This is a genomic window from Shimia sp. NS0008-38b (assembly GCF_040370365.1).
Lineage (GTDB): Bacteria > Pseudomonadota > Alphaproteobacteria > Rhodobacterales > Rhodobacteraceae > Shimia.
The window spans coordinates 1,024,487-1,040,700 of sequence record NZ_BAABWQ010000002.1; the positions used below are offsets into that span (position 1 = coordinate 1,024,487).

The 16,214-nt window shown below is 52.5% G+C and carries 14 protein-coding genes; 10 read left to right on the forward strand and 4 right to left on the reverse strand.

Features of this window, described 5'->3' with window-relative positions:
- The first annotated feature begins 10 nt into the window (after positions 1-10).
- The 3 genes from grxC to ABWV47_RS11105 are packed head-to-tail and all read left to right on the forward strand — an operon-like array spanning position 11 to position 1,547.
- Positions 11-268, forward strand: coding sequence for a glutaredoxin 3 (grxC, locus tag ABWV47_RS11095; protein ID WP_353311697.1), 258 nt, complete (start codon positions 11-13; stop codon positions 266-268).
- 7 nt (positions 269-275) lie between these two features.
- A complete protein-coding gene (locus ABWV47_RS11100) occupies positions 276-1,106 on the forward strand; it encodes a carbon-nitrogen hydrolase family protein (protein WP_353311699.1) in 831 nt (276 codons plus the stop codon).
- The gene (locus tag ABWV47_RS11105) at positions 1,107-1,547 is read left to right on the forward strand and encodes a MarR family winged helix-turn-helix transcriptional regulator (protein WP_353311701.1); all 441 of its coding nucleotides are present in this window, start codon (positions 1,107-1,109) and stop codon (positions 1,545-1,547) included.
- Positions 1,548-1,553: 6 nt separating this feature from the next.
- Here the strand turns inward: ABWV47_RS11105 and ubiG are convergent, their stop codons facing one another.
- A complete protein-coding gene (gene ubiG / locus ABWV47_RS11110) occupies positions 1,554-2,297 on the reverse strand; it encodes a bifunctional 2-polyprenyl-6-hydroxyphenol methylase/3-demethylubiquinol 3-O-methyltransferase UbiG (RefSeq protein WP_353311703.1) in 744 nt (247 codons plus the stop codon).
- A 49-nt stretch (positions 2,298-2,346) separates the two neighbouring features.
- Here ubiG and pip point away from each other — a divergent pair, with 49 nt between their 5' ends.
- From pip to infB, 6 genes are all read left to right on the forward strand, one after another.
- Positions 2,347-3,321 carry a prolyl aminopeptidase gene (gene pip / locus ABWV47_RS11115; protein WP_353311705.1) on the forward strand — a complete coding sequence of 325 codons (975 nt, stop codon included), beginning with the start codon at positions 2,347-2,349 and terminating at the stop codon, positions 3,319-3,321.
- 65 nt (positions 3,322-3,386) lie between these two features.
- A complete protein-coding gene (locus ABWV47_RS11120) occupies positions 3,387-4,883 on the forward strand; it encodes an ABC transporter substrate-binding protein (RefSeq protein WP_353311707.1) in 1,497 nt (498 codons plus the stop codon).
- Positions 4,884-5,025: 142 nt separating this feature from the next.
- Positions 5,026-5,604, forward strand: a complete 579-nt coding sequence (rimP, locus tag ABWV47_RS11125; protein ID WP_353311709.1) for a ribosome maturation factor RimP — start codon at positions 5,026-5,028, stop codon at positions 5,602-5,604.
- Positions 5,605-5,610: 6 nt separating this feature from the next.
- On the forward strand, positions 5,611-7,227 hold the full coding sequence (gene nusA, locus ABWV47_RS11130) for a transcription termination factor NusA (protein WP_353311711.1): 1,617 nt from the start codon (positions 5,611-5,613) through the stop codon (positions 7,225-7,227).
- A 23-nt stretch (positions 7,228-7,250) separates the two neighbouring features.
- Complete coding sequence (locus ABWV47_RS11135; RefSeq protein WP_353311713.1) at positions 7,251-7,883, forward strand: RNA-binding protein; 633 nt, start codon at positions 7,251-7,253, stop codon at positions 7,881-7,883.
- A complete protein-coding gene (infB, locus tag ABWV47_RS11140) occupies positions 7,880-10,381 on the forward strand; it encodes a translation initiation factor IF-2 (RefSeq protein ID WP_353311715.1) in 2,502 nt (833 codons plus the stop codon). The genes ABWV47_RS11135 and infB overlap by 4 nt, the downstream gene beginning before the upstream one ends.
- Positions 10,382-10,772: 391 nt before the next feature.
- On the opposite strand, the gene mutT is transcribed toward infB, so the two are convergent.
- Genes mutT through ABWV47_RS11155 form a run of 3 tightly spaced genes read right to left on the reverse strand, consistent with a single transcriptional unit; the run spans position 10,773 to position 13,171 of the window.
- Positions 10,773-11,171, reverse strand: a complete 399-nt coding sequence (gene mutT / locus ABWV47_RS11145; protein ID WP_353311717.1) for an 8-oxo-dGTP diphosphatase MutT — start codon at positions 11,169-11,171, stop codon at positions 10,773-10,775.
- Positions 11,168-12,397 carry a bifunctional glutamate N-acetyltransferase/amino-acid acetyltransferase ArgJ gene (gene argJ / locus ABWV47_RS11150; RefSeq protein ID WP_353311718.1) on the reverse strand — a complete coding sequence of 410 codons (1,230 nt, stop codon included), beginning with the start codon at positions 12,395-12,397 and terminating at the stop codon, positions 11,168-11,170. Before argJ ends, mutT begins: the two co-directional genes overlap by 4 nt.
- A gap of 3 nt (positions 12,398-12,400) precedes the next feature.
- A complete protein-coding gene (locus ABWV47_RS11155) occupies positions 12,401-13,171 on the reverse strand; it encodes a peptidylprolyl isomerase (RefSeq protein WP_353311720.1) in 771 nt (256 codons plus the stop codon).
- A 266-nt stretch (positions 13,172-13,437) separates the two neighbouring features.
- On the opposite strand from ABWV47_RS11155, the gene secA reads away from it, so the two are divergent.
- Positions 13,438-16,155, forward strand: a complete 2,718-nt coding sequence (gene secA / locus ABWV47_RS11160; protein WP_353311722.1) for a preprotein translocase subunit SecA — start codon at positions 13,438-13,440, stop codon at positions 16,153-16,155.
- Positions 16,156-16,214: the final 59 nt, after the last annotated feature.

Sequence of the window (16,214 nt, forward strand, 5' to 3'; positions counted from 1 at the left end):
AGGATACAACATGCAGCCTGTCGAAATTTACACCAGCCCTCTGTGCGGATTTTGTCATGCCGCCAAGCGCCTTTTGAATCAGAAAGACGTGTCGTTTACCGAAATCGACGTTTTTCAGGACCCCAACCGCAAACCAGAGATGATCACGCGGGCAAACGGCGGGCGAACTGTGCCTCAGATTTTTATTGGCGATACACACGTTGGCGGTTGTGACGATCTTTACGCTTTGGAGCGAGCAGGGAAGCTAGATTCGCTCTTGGCAGCGTGACCTGAACATGCGCGTCGCTCTTCTTCAAATGACCTCTTCGGATAGCCCCAAGGACAATTTGGCGCAGGCCTCCAAGATGTTGCGGGAGGCAAAGTCGCGCGGCGCGGACTTTGCCTTTTTGCCAGAGGTTATGAATTGTCTTTCTACCAGTAGAAAGCAGCAAAGCGACGTTCTACAACATGAGGGTGAGGACGACACGCTCTTGTCCCTCCAAAAACTAAGCTCTGAGCTTTCGATTTGGCTGCTGATTGGCAGCCTGGGACTTAAGACAGACGACCCCGATGCGAGATTTGCGAACAGATCCTTTGTGATCTCAGACACCGGAGAAATCGTCGCGCGCTATGATAAGATCCACATGTTCGATGTTGACGTCACGCCGGAAGAAACTTACCGGGAGTCTGATGGCTATCGACCAGGTGAAGAAGCTGTGGTGGCAGAGACCCCGTTTGGCAAAATCGGCATGACAGTGTGTTATGATGTCCGCTTTGCCAAACTGCAGCGCGCCTTGGCGCAGGCGGGCGCTGAGATTTTAACAGTCCCTGCGGCTTTCTCACACGTCACAGGTGCTGCGCATTGGGAAGTGCTTCTGCGCGCGCGCGCCATTGAGACAGGATGCTTTGTGATCGCGCCTGCGCAAACAGGTGTTCACTCAAGTAGTCGCGGCCACTCCCGTCGCACACATGGGCATTCTATGGTTGTCAGTCCTTGGGGAGAGATTCTTGCTGATGCGGGTGTGAGTGTTGGTGTGACGCTTGTTGATGTCGATTTGTCTTTGGTCCACAAAGCGCGCAGGCAAGTGCCATCACTGCAACACGATCGAGAGTTTAGCGGGCCTTAAATGAACGAAACGAGCGGATTGGCCATTACATTGTTTGGCGAGATTCTAATGGTGGATCAGCTTGCCAGATCCCGGTTGTCGAAGGTGTTGCCTAAGGGCATGGAGTTGTCGCATTTTTCTGTTCTAAACCACCTAGACCGCTCAAATATTGAACGCAGCCCTGCGCAACTGGCTAAGACTTTTCATTTAACACGCGGAGCTATGACCAATACGTTGCACAAACTTGAGATTGCAGGATACGTACATATCCGCCCGGACTGGGACGACGCGCGCCGGAAAATGGTTGCTATTAGTCCGGCTGGTCGACAAGCGCGGCATGCCGCGCTCGCCTGTATGGCGCCAATCATCAACGACATGGTGAGCAAACTTGGAGACGACCGCGTTCGTGCAGCCCTCCCCATTTTGCGTGAATTGCGGTTGAAACTAGAAGAACATGGCTAGGCTCATTTAGCGTTTTATGCTCGCGGTTACGTAGTTCACACTTAGGTCACGGTCTGAGATGGACCAACGCCAACTAAGTGGGTTGAACACAAAGCCTTTGCGATCAACGGGAGCAAGACCGGACTGTTCGATCAATGCAAATAGCTCATCGGGCGTAATGAATTTGTTCCATTCATGTGTGCCTTTGGGCAACCAACGCATCACAAACTCTGCCCCAACGATGGCCATCGCGAAGCTCTTGGCGTTGCGATTTATGGTTGAGCACAAATGTAGACCACCGGGTTTGAGCAATTTCTGGCAGGCTGTCATGTAGCTTAGTGGGTCGGCCACGTGCTCGATAACTTCCATGTTTAGAACAATGTCAAATTGCTCACCCGCTTCTGAAAGTGATTCTGCTGTACAGTGCCGATAGTCAATTTTAAGGCCAGATTGTGCCGCATGTACGCGGGCGACGGGTAAGTTTCCCGCCGCTGCATCAGCTCCGATCACATCAGCGCCTAGACGCGCCATTGGCTCAGACAATAGGCCCCCGCCACAGCCAATATCAAGCAGTCTCAAACCTTCAAATGGGCGCGGCATTGAAAGGTCGCGATTGAACTCTGCCGCAATCTGAGACGTAATGTAGTCAAGACGACAGGGATTGAGCATGTGAAGTGGCTTAAATTTACCATTTGGGTCCCACCACTCTGCCGCCATAGCCTCGAACTTGGCCACTTCGGCAGGGTCTACCGTGGTATTGGTGGCTTGCATTTTAATCTCTCCATGCTCATTTGGGCGTCGCAACCAGTATAGGTCGGACATGGACAAAAACTCGGGCCAAAAGCGCGCAGTGCACTATCTTTACCCGCCGGTCGAACCATTTGACCAGAGGATGCTGGACGTGGGCGATGGCCACAGCATCTACGTGGAACAATCTGGCAATCCAAGTGGGTTGCCGGTTGTTGTTGTGCACGGTGGCCCCGGCGGCGGGTGTAGTCCAGCGATGCGTCGCTATTTTGACCCTAAGTACTATCGTATCATCCTCTTCGATCAGCGCGGCTGTGGTCGGTCTCGCCCCCATGCAGCAGTGGAGCACAACACCAGCTGGCACTTGGTCTCAGATATGGAAGATATTCGTACTACGTTGGATATCGACGAATGGATCGTCTTTGGTGGAAGCTGGGGTGCGACATTGTCCCTTCTTTATGCCCAAAGCCACCCGGCGCGCACGGCCTGTCTGGTCTTGCGTGGGGTTTTCCTCATGATGCAATCGGAGCTAGATTGGTTTTATGGCGGTGGCGCTGGGCATTTTTGGCCCGAACCTTGGAAGCGGTTTAAAGATGTTATTCCGGAATCTGAGCAAGGTGATTTGATTGCGGCATACCATAAGCGCCTCTTTAGTGGTGATCATGCAACTGAGGTGAAGTTCGCCCGCGCTTGGGCAAGTTGGGAAAATGCGCTGGCGTCGGTATATTCAAATGGAACCGGTGGCGAAGCCCCGGCGGAATACGCGCGCGCCTTTTCGCGTTTGGAGAATCACTACTTCACCAATCGCGGTTTTCTTGAGCAGGACGGGCACATCCTTGCGAATATGGAAATCCTCAAGGGCATTTCTGGCTACATTGTTCAGGGTCGCTACGACATGATTTGTCCACCCAAAGCTGCGCATGATCTTGCGACAGCGTGGGGAGAAATGGCACACTTGCGCATCATACGGAACGCAGGTCATGCTTTGTCAGAGCCCGGCATAAGCGCAGAACTTGTACGCATCATGGACGATCTTGCCAGAATTTGAGAATTCGTCTGGACATCCAAGGTGGAAATGCGTCTGATTTGGAACCGACCAACCGGAGTACGCATTTGTCTCTAATCAGCCGACGCAGCCTTTTGACCTCTGGTGCCGCAGCCGGTGTGCTTGCGGCGTCTGGTATGGGTTTGTCTGCGGCGACGCCCAAACGGGGTGGAACCTTGCGTGCAGCCTTGTCTGGTGGGTCTGTATTGGACAGCTGGGACACTCGGACTCACGATAGTCTTTTCATGATGGCCGCGGCACATGGCGCTGTTTTTGATTGTTTAACGGAAATTGGTCCTGATGGCGCACTCCGCGGGGAGTTGGCGAAAAGTTGGGAGGCGAGTGTGGATGCAAAGGTTTGGACCTTTGATCTGCAATCGGATGCAACGTTTCACAATGGAAAACCCTTTGTCGCGCAGGATGTGATCGAGAGTTTTGCGTTGCACATGCAGGCGGTCGGTGTGTCGCCGGCGGAGCCTTTGCTGCGTGATGTGATACACATCCGAGAAGTCACCCCGCATCAGGTTCAATTCGTCTTGGCCGCGCCCAATGCTGATTTTCCTTACCTCGTCTCTGACTACCATTTGGTGATCTATCCCTCCGGATATGTTGAGCTGGCGCAACAAAACGGCGTTGGGACGGGTCTCTATCGGGTTGAGAATTTCGAACCCGGCGTCCATCTAAGGGCCACAAGGGTCGCTTCGCACTACAAGGGTGACAAGGCCGGTTTCTTTGATGAAATTGACCTGTGGAATGAACCCAATTCGGCCGCTCGAGTAAATGGCCTTCTGGAGGGAGCGTTGGATGTTTCCGCGCAACTTTCTCCCGCGCACGCCCTCCAAGTTGATGAAATGCGCTCTTTGTCTCTGCAGAGTTTGAGTGGTAATCAACACTACTGCTTTGCCGTGATTGGCGATGTGTCATGGACTGATCTGGATGCAGTGCGCGCAGCTGTCAAACACGCGATTGATCGATCTGAATTTGTGGATGAAACCCTCTTGGGGTTTGGGCGGATCGGTGCGGACACACCTGTCGGTCCGGCAAACCCATATTTCGCTGAAAACCTTTCTGGACTAGAGTTCGATCCAACAAAGGCCAGGTCGCTTTTGTCTAAGGCCGGAGTTGATCACCTGAGAGTGCAAGTATCAAGCGAAGGTGCTGGGGCGGTTTCTCTGTTTAAACGCCAAATGGCACGGGTTGGGCTTCGTGTTGAGATCGTGACAGCCGATGCACATGCGCACCTACAATCCACGGCTGGTCGAGCAACGGAAGACTGGGCGATCTCCACTTTTCTTGCTCCCGGCGCGATGTGGAATCGTTGTGGTTGGCAGGATCCGCAATTTGGCCGCACATTAGCGGCTGCGCGTTCAGAGATGGATACAGCCAAACGCAAAACACACTACATTGATCTACAAGAGCGTGTTCGATCGCATAGCGGTCTGGTTGTTCCTGCATTTATGAATCACTTGCAGGCGCACTCGGGGAGCATTGCAGTCCCGGCAAAAATTGGTGCACATTATGCGATGGACAATGCTCGTTTTGCTGAAAGGTGGTGGCGGGCTTAACGCAGGATACGATTGGGACTTGCAGACTCAGCTCTCCACACGTATATCCCCTCCAACAGCGGCGCGCGCGGGTTAGTCCAAGCGCTCCACCGGGAAAGATCGACGGGCCGCGCGCCCGTTTTTTTGTGTTTGGAACACGTATATGAGTGAACTAATTGCCAAGGCGGCGATAGACCGTAAGCTGGCTGATATTATCACCCCTGTCATTGAGGACATGGGGTTCGAATTAGTACGTTTGCGCTTGATGGGCGGCAAGTCCCACACGCTGCAAGTCATGGCCGAACGGCCGGGCGGCGGTATTGAAGTTGACGAGTGCGCACAGATTTCCAATGCCATCAGCGCTGTACTGGATGTCGAAGATCCTTTGGCAGACTCTTATACTCTGGAAGTGGGTAGCCCCGGCGTGGATCGTCCGCTGACGCGCATGAAAGACTTTGATGCCTTTGAAGGGTATGAAGCCAAGATTGAGACTTCCGAGTTGATTGATGGGCGCAAGCGCTTTCGCGGTATCTTAGCGGGTATTGAAGGCGAAGATGTGCTGATCAATATCGAAGACAAAGGTGAAACCGTAACGGTTGGCTTGAACTTCGATTGGTTGGCAGATGCAAAACTGATGCTAACTGACGATCTGATCAAAGAGATGCTGAAAGCTCGTAAAGACGCGGGCATCTTGAACGAAGAAGAATTTGACGACATCGAGACCGGCGAGTCCGAGGAGTAAAGACTAATGGCAATCACCTCTGCAAACCAACTTGAACTGCTTCAAACTGCCGAAGCAGTTGCGCGCGAAAAGATGATCGACCCTGGCCTTGTTGTTGAGGCGATGGAAGAGTCGCTCGCACGCGCTGCCAAAAGCCGTTACGGCGCTGAGATGGATATTCGCGTGTCCATCGACCGCAAAACCGGCAAGGCGACATTCACGCGTGTGCGCACTGTCGTCGAGGATGAGCTGCTGGAAAACTATCAAGCGGAATTTACGGTTGATCAGGCAAAGCAGTACATGGAGAATCCTGAAGTTGGCAGCGTCTTTGTAGAAGAAGTTCCGCCAGTTGAAATGGGCCGGATCGCTGCGCAGTCTGCCAAGCAGGTGATTTTGCAGAAGGTGCGTGAAGCTGAGCGTGATCGTCAGTACGAAGACTTTAAAGATCGTGCTGGTACAATCATCAACGGCGCAGTGAAACGCGAAGAATTCGGCAATGTGATTGTTGATGTTGGCGGTGCTGAGGCTGTTTTGCGTCGCAATGACAAAATTGGTCGTGAGAGCTATCGCTCTGGCGACCGAGTGCGTGCCTATATTAAGGAAGTGCGCCGTGAGCCGCGCGGCCACCAGATTTTTCTTAGCCGGACCGCGCCAGAATTCATGGCCGAACTGTTTAAGATGGAAGTGCCAGAAATCTATGACGGCATTATTGACATCAAAGCTGTTGCTCGTGATCCAGGTTCGCGCGCTAAAATTGCTGTGATCTCGCATGACGGATCGATTGATCCTGTCGGCGCGTGTGTGGGTATGCGCGGCTCTCGCGTTCAAGCAGTAGTAAACGAGCTGCAAGGCGAGAAGATCGATATTATTCCTTGGAATGAAGATCAGCCAACGTTCTTGGTGAACGCACTGCAGCCAGCCGAAGTGTCCAAAGTTGTTCTGGACGAAGAAGCCGGTAAGATCGAAGTTGTTGTTCCCGATGAGCAGTTGAGCCTTGCAATCGGTCGCCGTGGACAAAACGTGCGCCTTGCAAGTCAGCTGACGGCGCTGGACATCGATATCATGACAGAAGCGGACGAATCTGAGCGCCGCCAGAAAGAGTTCGAAGAGCGTACCAAGCTGTTTATGGATACTTTGGACCTCGACGAATTCTTCGCACAACTTCTGGTGTCTGAAGGCTTCTCCAACCTTGAAGAAGTTGCTTACGTTGAAGTTGATGAGTTGCTTGTTATCGACGGTGTCGATGAAGGTACAGCAAACGAACTTCAAGCGCGTGCTCGTGACTACATTGATGCAAAAAATAAGGCCGCTCTGGATGCGGCTCGCGAGTTGGGTGTTCAGGACAGCCTTGTTGCATTTGATGGTTTGACACCCCAAATGATCGAAGCTTTGGCGAAAGATGGCGTTCTCAACCTCGAAGACTTTGCTACATGTGCTGACTGGGAACTCGCGGGTGGTTGGACCACGTCAAATGGCGAGCGCATCAAAGATGACGGTGTTTTGGAGCCTTATGGCATAACGCTTGAAGAGGCTCAGGATATGGTGATGACTGCCCGTATCGTTTTGGGATGGGTTGATCCGGCAGATTTGGAAACTGCAGACGAACACGGCGACGACGGCGCAACCGAGGAGGCTGAGGCCTGATCTCAGGCCTCAGTGGGCGTGAAATGAGCCGAGGTGGCCGTCCCGGCAAAAAGGGCGAAATGCCAGAGCGCAAGTGCATCATCACAGGCGACGTGCTGCCTGTCGAAGGGCTCATTAGGTTTGTCGTCGGCCCTGATAATCAGGTAGTGCCGGATATCGCTGGCAAATTGCCCGGTCGCGGGATATGGGTCACGGCCAATGCCGAAGTTCTGGCGAAAGCGACCAAGAAAGGCGTGTTCGCTCGGGCTGCAAAGCAACAGGTTTCCGTGCCGGAAGATTTGGTTGCAGAAGTGTCTCGCCAACTCGGGCGCCGCACTGTGGATTTAATCAGCCTTACTCGGAAATCGGGTAAGGCCGTGACTGGATACGAAAAAGTGAAGGACTGGCTGACCAAAGATGTCGCCGTGGTCCTGCTGCAGGCTAGTGATGGCTCTGAACGTGGCAAAACGAAACTAAGACCTCCTGTTGGAGGGCACCACATAGATTGGCTCTCAGCCGCTGAATTGGGTTTGGCATTTGGGAGACAAACTGTGATACATGGAGCGCTTGCGTCTGGCGGACTCACAAAACGTGTTGTAGAGGAAGCCCTAAGATTAAAAGGCGTACGCGAAAAAACGGTGGCATCGGCCTCCGGGAAGGACAAGACAGCCAGATGAGCGATAACGACGGTAAAAAAACCTTGGGTCTGCGCGGTGGAAGCCGCCCTGGCAACGTGACGCAGAGCTTTAGCCACGGACGCAAGAAAAATGTCGTGGTGGAAACCAAGCGCAAGCGCGTTGTAGTGCCCAAGCCTGGTGCGGCGAAAACTGGGGGCGCTTCCCCCAAAGCAGGTGGTGATCCTAATCGCCGCCCGGCGGGCATTTCGGATGCGGAAATGGAGCGCCGTTTGAAAGCGCTACAAGCTGCGAAAGCGCGCGAAGCTGAAGACGCTGCAAAGCGTGAAGCCGAAGAAAAAGAACGGGCTGAGGCACGTGAACGGCGTCGCCTTGAAGCGGAAGCCAAAGAGCGTGAACAGCGTGAAGCTGAAGAAAAAGCGCGTAAAAAGGCCGAAGAAGAAGAACGTAAGAAAAAAGAGACGGAAGAGGCCGCCAAGCGTGCGGCAGCTGAAGCCGCAGCGCCCGCTGCTGCTCCGTCGGCAGCGGCGGCTCCTCAAGGGCGCGGCGCACCGACTGGAAAGCCCGCTCCAACGCAAGCGCCTCGAAAAGCTGATCGGGAACGTGAACAGCGTGGTCGTGGTAAAGGTCGAGATGACGGTCGCCGTTCCGGTAAGTTGACTCTGGGCCAGGCAACTGGTGGTGAAAACAATCGTCATCGGTCGATGGCTGCGATGAAGCGTAAGCAAGAGCGCGCGCGTCAAAAAGCGATGGGTGGCACAGTTGAGCGCGAAAAGGTTGTGCGTGATGTGCAGCTGCCAGAGGCCATTGTTGTGTCTGAGCTGGCTAACCGTATGGCCGAACGTGTTGCTGACATTGTTAAGTCGCTCATGAACATGGGCATGATGGTCACGCAAAACCAAACAATTGATGCTGATACAGCTGAGTTGATCATCGAAGAATTTGGCCACAAAGTTGTGCGTGTCTCTGACGCTGACGTGGAAGATGTGATCTCCGACAGTGATGAAGCTGAAGGTGACTTGCAGTCCCGTCCACCGGTAATCACCATCATGGGCCACGTTGACCACGGTAAAACGTCACTTTTGGATGCGATTCGCGATGCAAAAGTGGTTTCGGGCGAGGCCGGAGGCATCACTCAACACATTGGTGCGTATCAGGTCAAAACCGATGATGATGTAACACTCTCTTTCCTCGATACACCTGGTCACGCTGCCTTTACATCTATGCGCTCTCGTGGTGCGCAGGTGACAGACATCGTAGTGTTGGTGGTGGCGGCCGATGACTCGGTCATGCCTCAGACCATCGAGGCGATTAACCACGCAAAGGCTGCCGAGGTGCCGATGATCGTGGCGATCAACAAGATCGACAAACCGGCAGCGGATCCAAATAAAGTGCGCGCAGAGTTGCTGCAGCATGAGGTCATCGTGGAAGCCATGTCCGGTGAAGTTCAGGATGTGGAAGTTTCTGCACATACTGGCCAGGGTCTGGATGCTCTGTTGGAAGCGATTGCGCTGCAGGCCGAAATCTTGGAGCTCAAGGCGAATCCAGATCGTGCCGCGCAGGGGGCTGTGATCGAGGCTCAATTGGACGTCGGTCGTGGCCCGGTTGCAACCGTTCTGGTTCAGAAAGGTACCCTGCGTCAGGGCGACATCTTCGTCGTGGGCGAGCAATATGGTAAAGTTCGTGCGCTGATTAACGATAAAGGCGAGCGCGTAAAGGAAGCCGGACCTTCGGTGCCCGTAGAGGTTCTTGGCCTGAACGGCACACCTGAAGCGGGTGACGTTTTGAACGTGACTGCCACTGAAGCTCAAGCTCGTGAGATCGCCGAATACCGCGCTCAGGTTGCTAAGGATAAACGCGCCGCTGCGGGTGCAGCTACAACTCTCGAACAGTTGATGCAGAAAGCCAAGGAAGACGAAAATGTTGCCGAACTGCCAATTTTGGTAAAGGCTGACGTGCAAGGCTCTGCCGAGGCGATCGTTCAAGCGATGGAGAAAATCGGCAACAACGAGGTGCGAGTTCGCGTGCTACATTCCGGTGTGGGCGCGATTACCGAAACCGATGTTGGTCTGGCGGAAGCCAGTGGTTCGCCAATCATGGGCTTTAACGTTCGTGCCAACGCTTCTGCTCGCAACACCGCCAATCAAAAAGGTGTAGAGATCCGCTACTACTCTGTGATCTACGATTTGGTTGATGATGTGAAAGCGGCAGCCTCAGGTCTGCTATCTGCTGAAATTCGCGAGAACTTCATTGGCTACGCAGCCATCAAAGAGGTCTTCAAAGTCACTGGTGTCGGCAAAGTTGCTGGCTGTCTTGTTACTGAAGGTATCGCGCGTCGTTCCGCTGGTGTGCGTTTGTTGCGCGACAACGTTGTGATTCACGAAGGCACACTGAAGACTCTGAAACGCTTTAAGGACGAAGTGGCAGAGGTTCAGTCTGGTCAGGAATGCGGCATGGCATTTGAGAACTATGACGATATTCGCGCGGGTGATGTGATCGAGATCTTCGAACGTGAAGAGGTTACACGTACGCTGGAGTGATCCAGCGTACACAAAAATCCAAGTTACTAAGAAAAAGGGCCACTCCTGAAATAGGAGAGGCCCTTTTTTCGTTGCTCATGTGGCTGTGGTTAGGAAATCGGTTTACCAGAATACACCTTGTCACCCACACGGATGGACACGCGCCCATCTGGAAAGTTTTTCACGACAGGGCCCTGGATCGATACACAGCTGCCTACAGTTATTGTCTTAAGCATGTCAAAAATCCCCACTTGATTGACATCCAATAAACATCGGTTTGGTTAACATTTGGTGCACAACAGGATCGTCATGCACATGTCATAATAGCGTGCATCCCGAAAAAATGAAGAAAATCTTTCCAATTTCGCGCATAAATTGAGCGGAAAAATTAGACGCATGACTAAATTTTGACTCAAACCCAATCACGAATCATCGGAATCAGTGGAATGTCGGCGGGTGGCATCTCAAAATCTCTTAATTTTTCAGCGCCTACCCACTTGAGAGTTTGTCCCTCTTTGGGTTGTGGAACACCCTCCCATTTTCTGCAGACATAAAGTGGCATAAGCAGGTGAAAGTTCTCATAGCTGTGAGACGCAAATGTAAGAGGTGCTAAACAACTCGCCCAAGTGCCTATTCCAAGCTCTTCTTGAAGTTCCCGAACTAGAGCGGCTTCCGGGGTTTCGCCCTGTTCAACTTTGCCGCCCGGAAATTCCCAGAGGCCCGCCATAGACTTGCCCTCAGGGCGTTGCGCCAAAAGGATACGCCCATCGGCGTCAACAAGGACGACAGCTGATACGAGAACCGTCCTCAAGATCTGTAGTCCGCATTTATGGTGATATACCCATGTGTGAGATCGCAGGTCCACACGGTGTCTTGCGCCTCCGCTAAACCCAAATCCACCGAAATTTGGATGTTCTGCCTCTGCATATACTGAGCGCCATCGTCTTCTTTGTAGTCCGGCGACACCCAGCCGTTTTCCGCAACCAAAATGTCGCCGAAGCGAATGCTTAAAAGATCCCGATCGGCCGCAGCACCAGATTTACCGATGGCCATTACAATGCGACCCCAATTGGGATCTTCGCCAGCGATAGCAGTTTTGACCAACGGAGAATTTGCGATGGCCATGGCGTGAGTACGTGCATCGGCCTTAGACGCTGCACCCGTCACCCTCACTTCAACAAATTTCGTTGCACCTTCACCGTCTCGTACAACCAAATGCGCCAATTGTAGCATTACTGAATGAAGAGCCTGCCGGAATTCTTCTGTTTCTGAGGTGACTTCGACGTTTGAGGCACCTGTTGCTGCCACCAAGAGTGTGTCCGACGTAGAAGTGTCGCTATCCACCGTAATGGCGTTAAAGGTTTCGGCATTGAGATCAGACACCACAGACTGCAGGTCTGACTGTGAAATTTTGGCGTCAGTAAAAATATAGACCAACATCGTGGCCATGTCGGGCGCAATCATACCTGAGCCCTTGGCAATGCCCGCTATGTTGACGGTCTTTCCATTGGTCTCAAAAATGCACTTCGCACCCTTAGCAAATGTATCGGTTGTCCGGATCGCTTCTGCCGCATCCCTTATGGATGCCGCTGAAAGGTTTGCTTTTAGCACTTCAAGTTTCTCAGTGATACGCTGATGGGGAAGCGGTTCTCCAATAACGCCTGTAGAGGAGGAAAATACACGCTCCTCTGGAACATCAAGGCAGGCCGCAACTGCATGTGTGACAGATTTGGTGGCCGTCACGCCGTTTTTGCCGGTGAACGCATTGGCATTGCCTGCGTTCACAATAATTGCCGCGCCCGCATCGCTGGATATGCCAATTTTTTCTTGGCAGTCCAGCACCGACGCCGATCGGGTCGCGGACTTTGTAAATACACCTGAAATTGTCGTTCCCGGAGCGCATTGTGCGAGCATCACGTCTTTGCGACCGGCGTATTTTACTCCAGCCTCTGCGGTGGCAAAAGCGACTCCGTCAACGATGGGAATGTCTGGAAAATCAGAGGGTGCCAACGGCGATACATGCGTGATTTCAGCCATGGATCAATCCTGTGTCCGACTAGGTTGCAGCAGATCTACCCTTAGAAGCGCTGTTGGATCCACATTTTCTGCGCCAGATTTGTCAACTTCTGCCTCGGAGGCTTGTTTTGCAATAAATGCTTCGACGGCGACACGTTGAGCACGGTTTAGCAATTCCTGACGTGCTTCTTCAAAGGTCGGAGCCTCGGATTTTTGGATGTCGTTCAAGATGATGATATGCCAGCCAAATTGGGTTTGAACTGGTTGAGAGATTTCACCAACCGCCAAATCCATCACAGAGTCCTCAAAAGGCTTTACCATCTGCCCAGTACCAAACCACCCCAAGCTGCCACCAGATGCACCGGAGGGCCCGGTGGATTTCACCTTTGCGGTCTCTGCAAAGTCTGCTCCATCGGTAAGCTCTTTTCGTATTGCGATGGCTTCTTCTTCAGAAGGAACGAGAATGTGGCTTGCGTTGAATTCATCCTCACCAACAAATTCACGGAACTCTTCATCATAACTTGCCTTGAGATCATCGTCGCTCACCTCATTGGTCGCCACAAATGCTTCCAACGCTTCAGAAGCCATTAAGGTGCGTCGTTCGTTATTCAGGGCGATTTCGACGTATTGGGGCACATCAGCCAAGCTTTGAGCCAGTGCGGTTTGTTGAACCAATTGGTCCAAAATGCTGGGGAAGAGGGTCTCAACGGGCAATTCTTGGTATTGTTGTTGTAGACCGGCACGAACGGAAATCATGTCGCCAAGAGTGATTACCTCACCGTTCACCGTTGCCATAACGGTGTCCAAAGATGGTTCTTCTTGTGCAGTAGCGGGCAGAGAAAAACAAACTGCAGCTGCACAAGTGCACAGGAAGTTGAGGTGTTTTGACATCGTTTCGTCCTTGGCTGGTGCCGCGTGGGCTGGCGGCGTTGACACTGTTCCTGACGCCCCTTACATCGCTTTGAGGTTAAGGCAAACAGGCTGTTTCTCGTTTCTAGGAGCACTGGAGCACGACAGCAAGATTTAGCCACGCAAGAAAGCGTCAACGAAGGACAAGTTATATGCTCGGTTTCGGAAAAATCGCCAAAAGAGTTTTTGGCACGCCCAATGATCGGAAGATCAAGGCGACACGTCCGATCGTTGAAAAAATCAACGCTCTGGAACCGGAGTTTGAGAAACTTTCCGATGATGAAATCAAAACGAAAACACAGGATTTAGTGGATCGGGCAAAAGGCGGTGAGCCGCTTGATAGCCTGTTGCCTGAAGCTTTCGCCAACTGTCGTGAGGCGGCGAAGCGTGCACTTGGTTTACGCGCCTTTGACGTCCAACTGATGGGTGGGATCTTTCTGCACCAAGGCAATATCTCAGAGATGAAAACCGGTGAAGGTAAGACTTTGGTCGCCACTTTCCCCGCGTATTTGAACGCTTTGACGGGTAAGGGCGTGCACGTGGTTACCGTGAATGACTACCTTGCCAAACGGGACGCTGACTGGATGAGTAACGTTTTTGGTGCTCTGGGGATGACCACCGGTGTTGTCTACCCTCAGCAGCCTGAAGACGAGAAGCGTGCGGCCTATGCATGTGATGTTACCTACGCGACCAATAACGAACTCGGCTTTGATTATTTGCGCGACAATATGAAAAGCGAACTGACTGAGATGTCCCAACGCGAACACAATTTCGCTATTGTGGACGAGGTGGATAGTATTCTCATCGACGAAGCGCGTACGCCGCTCATCATATCCGGTCCGAGCCAGGATCGCAGCGATATGTATGTGGCAATTGACCAGTTGATCCCAGATGTGCAGGACGACCACTACGCTTTGGATGAAAAAACACGGAACGTGACTTTCACCGATGAGGGCAACGAGTTTCTAGAAGAACACCTCCAGGCCCGTGGCGTATTGCCCGAAGGGCAGAGCCTATATGATCCGGAGAGCACCACAATTGTGCATCATGTAAACCAAGGGCTGCGGGCACATAAACTGTTCACCAAGGACAAAGACTACATTGTTCGCGATGGTCAGGTTGTTTTGATCGATGAGTTTACGGGCCGTATGATGGCTGGGCGGCGTCTTTCTGAAGGTTTGCATCAGGCGATTGAGGCCAAAGAGGGCTGTGACATTCAGCCTGAGAACGTCACACTCGCGCAGGTAACTTTTCAGAACTACTTCCGCCTTTACAACAAGCTTGGTGGAATGACCGGTACCGCAGCGACCGAAGCAGAAGAATTTCAAGAAATCTATGGCCTTGGTGTGGTTGAAGTTCCGACCAACCGTGGCATCGCACGTGTCGATGAAGATGATGCCGTCTATCGCACAGCGCGTGAAAAATTTGACGCCATTGTCGAGACGATCAAGGAAGCCAATGAAAAAGGTCAACCGATCCTTGTTGGGACCACATCGATCGAGAAATCAGAGTTCTTGTCCAATCTTCTGGATCAAGCTGGCGTCAAACACAGTGTTCTGAATGCCCGTCAACATGAGCAAGAGGCCCAAATCGTGGCAGACGCGGGTAAATTGGCCGCGGTCACGATCGCGACCAACATGGCCGGACGTGGCACCGACATCAAGTTGGGTGGCAATGTGGAGTTCAAAGTGCTCGAGGCCATCGCCGCTGATCCCGACGGTGATCACACAGCTATCCGCGAGCAAATTGAAACACAGCATTCTGCTGATGAAGAAGCCGTCAAAAAAGCCGGTGGCCTCTTTGTGCTTGCAACAGAGAGACATGAAAGCCGCAGGATCGACAATCAGTTGCGCGGGCGTTCTGGCCGCCAGGGTGACCCTGGACGCTCTTCCTTCTTCTTGAGCCTTGAAGATGATCTTATGCGGATTTTCGGCTCCGATCGTCTGGACAAAGTTCTTTCGTCTTTGGGCATGAAAGAGGGTGAAGCCATTGTGCACCCTTGGGTGAACAAATCGCTTGAGCGCGCGCAGGCCAAAGTTGAAGGCCGTAACTTTGACATTCGCAAGCAACTCTTGAAGTTTGATGATGTAATGAACGACCAGCGTAAGGTGGTGTTTTCACAGCGGCGCGATATCATGGAAGCCGCAGACCTGTCTGAGATTGTTCAAGACATGCGTCATGAAGTCATTGACGAGCTGGTCGAGCGTCACCTGCCACCAAAAACTTATGCAGATCAATGGGACACCGAAGGCCTGTATGCGGCGTGTATTGAGCATGTGAATATTGATGTGCCGGTTATTGAGTGGGCCAATGAAGAAGGTGTGGACGACGACAGTGTACGTGAGCGCTTGGAAGATGCTGCCGACGAGATGATGGCTGCCAAAGCTACGAGCTTTGGTCCGGAGGCCATGCGGATGATCGAAAAGCAGGTGCTTTTACAAACTATTGACACCAAATGGCGCGAGCATCTTTTGACGCTGGAGCATCTGCGCTCCGTTGTTGGTTTCCGTGGGTACGCCCAGAGGGACCCGTTGAACGAATACAAAAATGAAGCGTTCCAGCTATTTGAAAGTATGCTGGATGGCCTAAGGCTTGATGTAACCACCACACTTTCTCGAGTACGGCCGATCTCTGAGGAAGAGCAAAAACAATTGGCACTAGAAATGGCGCAACGCCAGCAAGCCATGATGGCTGGTGCCCAAGCAGACCAACCGCCTGCGAGTGTTGCGCAGTCAGAGGCGCCCGCAGGTGAAGCCCGAGATGGGTTTGATGAAAACGATCCAAGCACGTGGGGAAATCCTGGTCGCAACGAGGCATGTCCCTGTGGATCAGGCAAAAAATTCAAGCATTGTCATGGTAGACTGACCTAATTTTTGTCCAAAAGTGACAGACAAAGATCAAAAGGGTGCCTTATGGGCGCCCTTTTTGC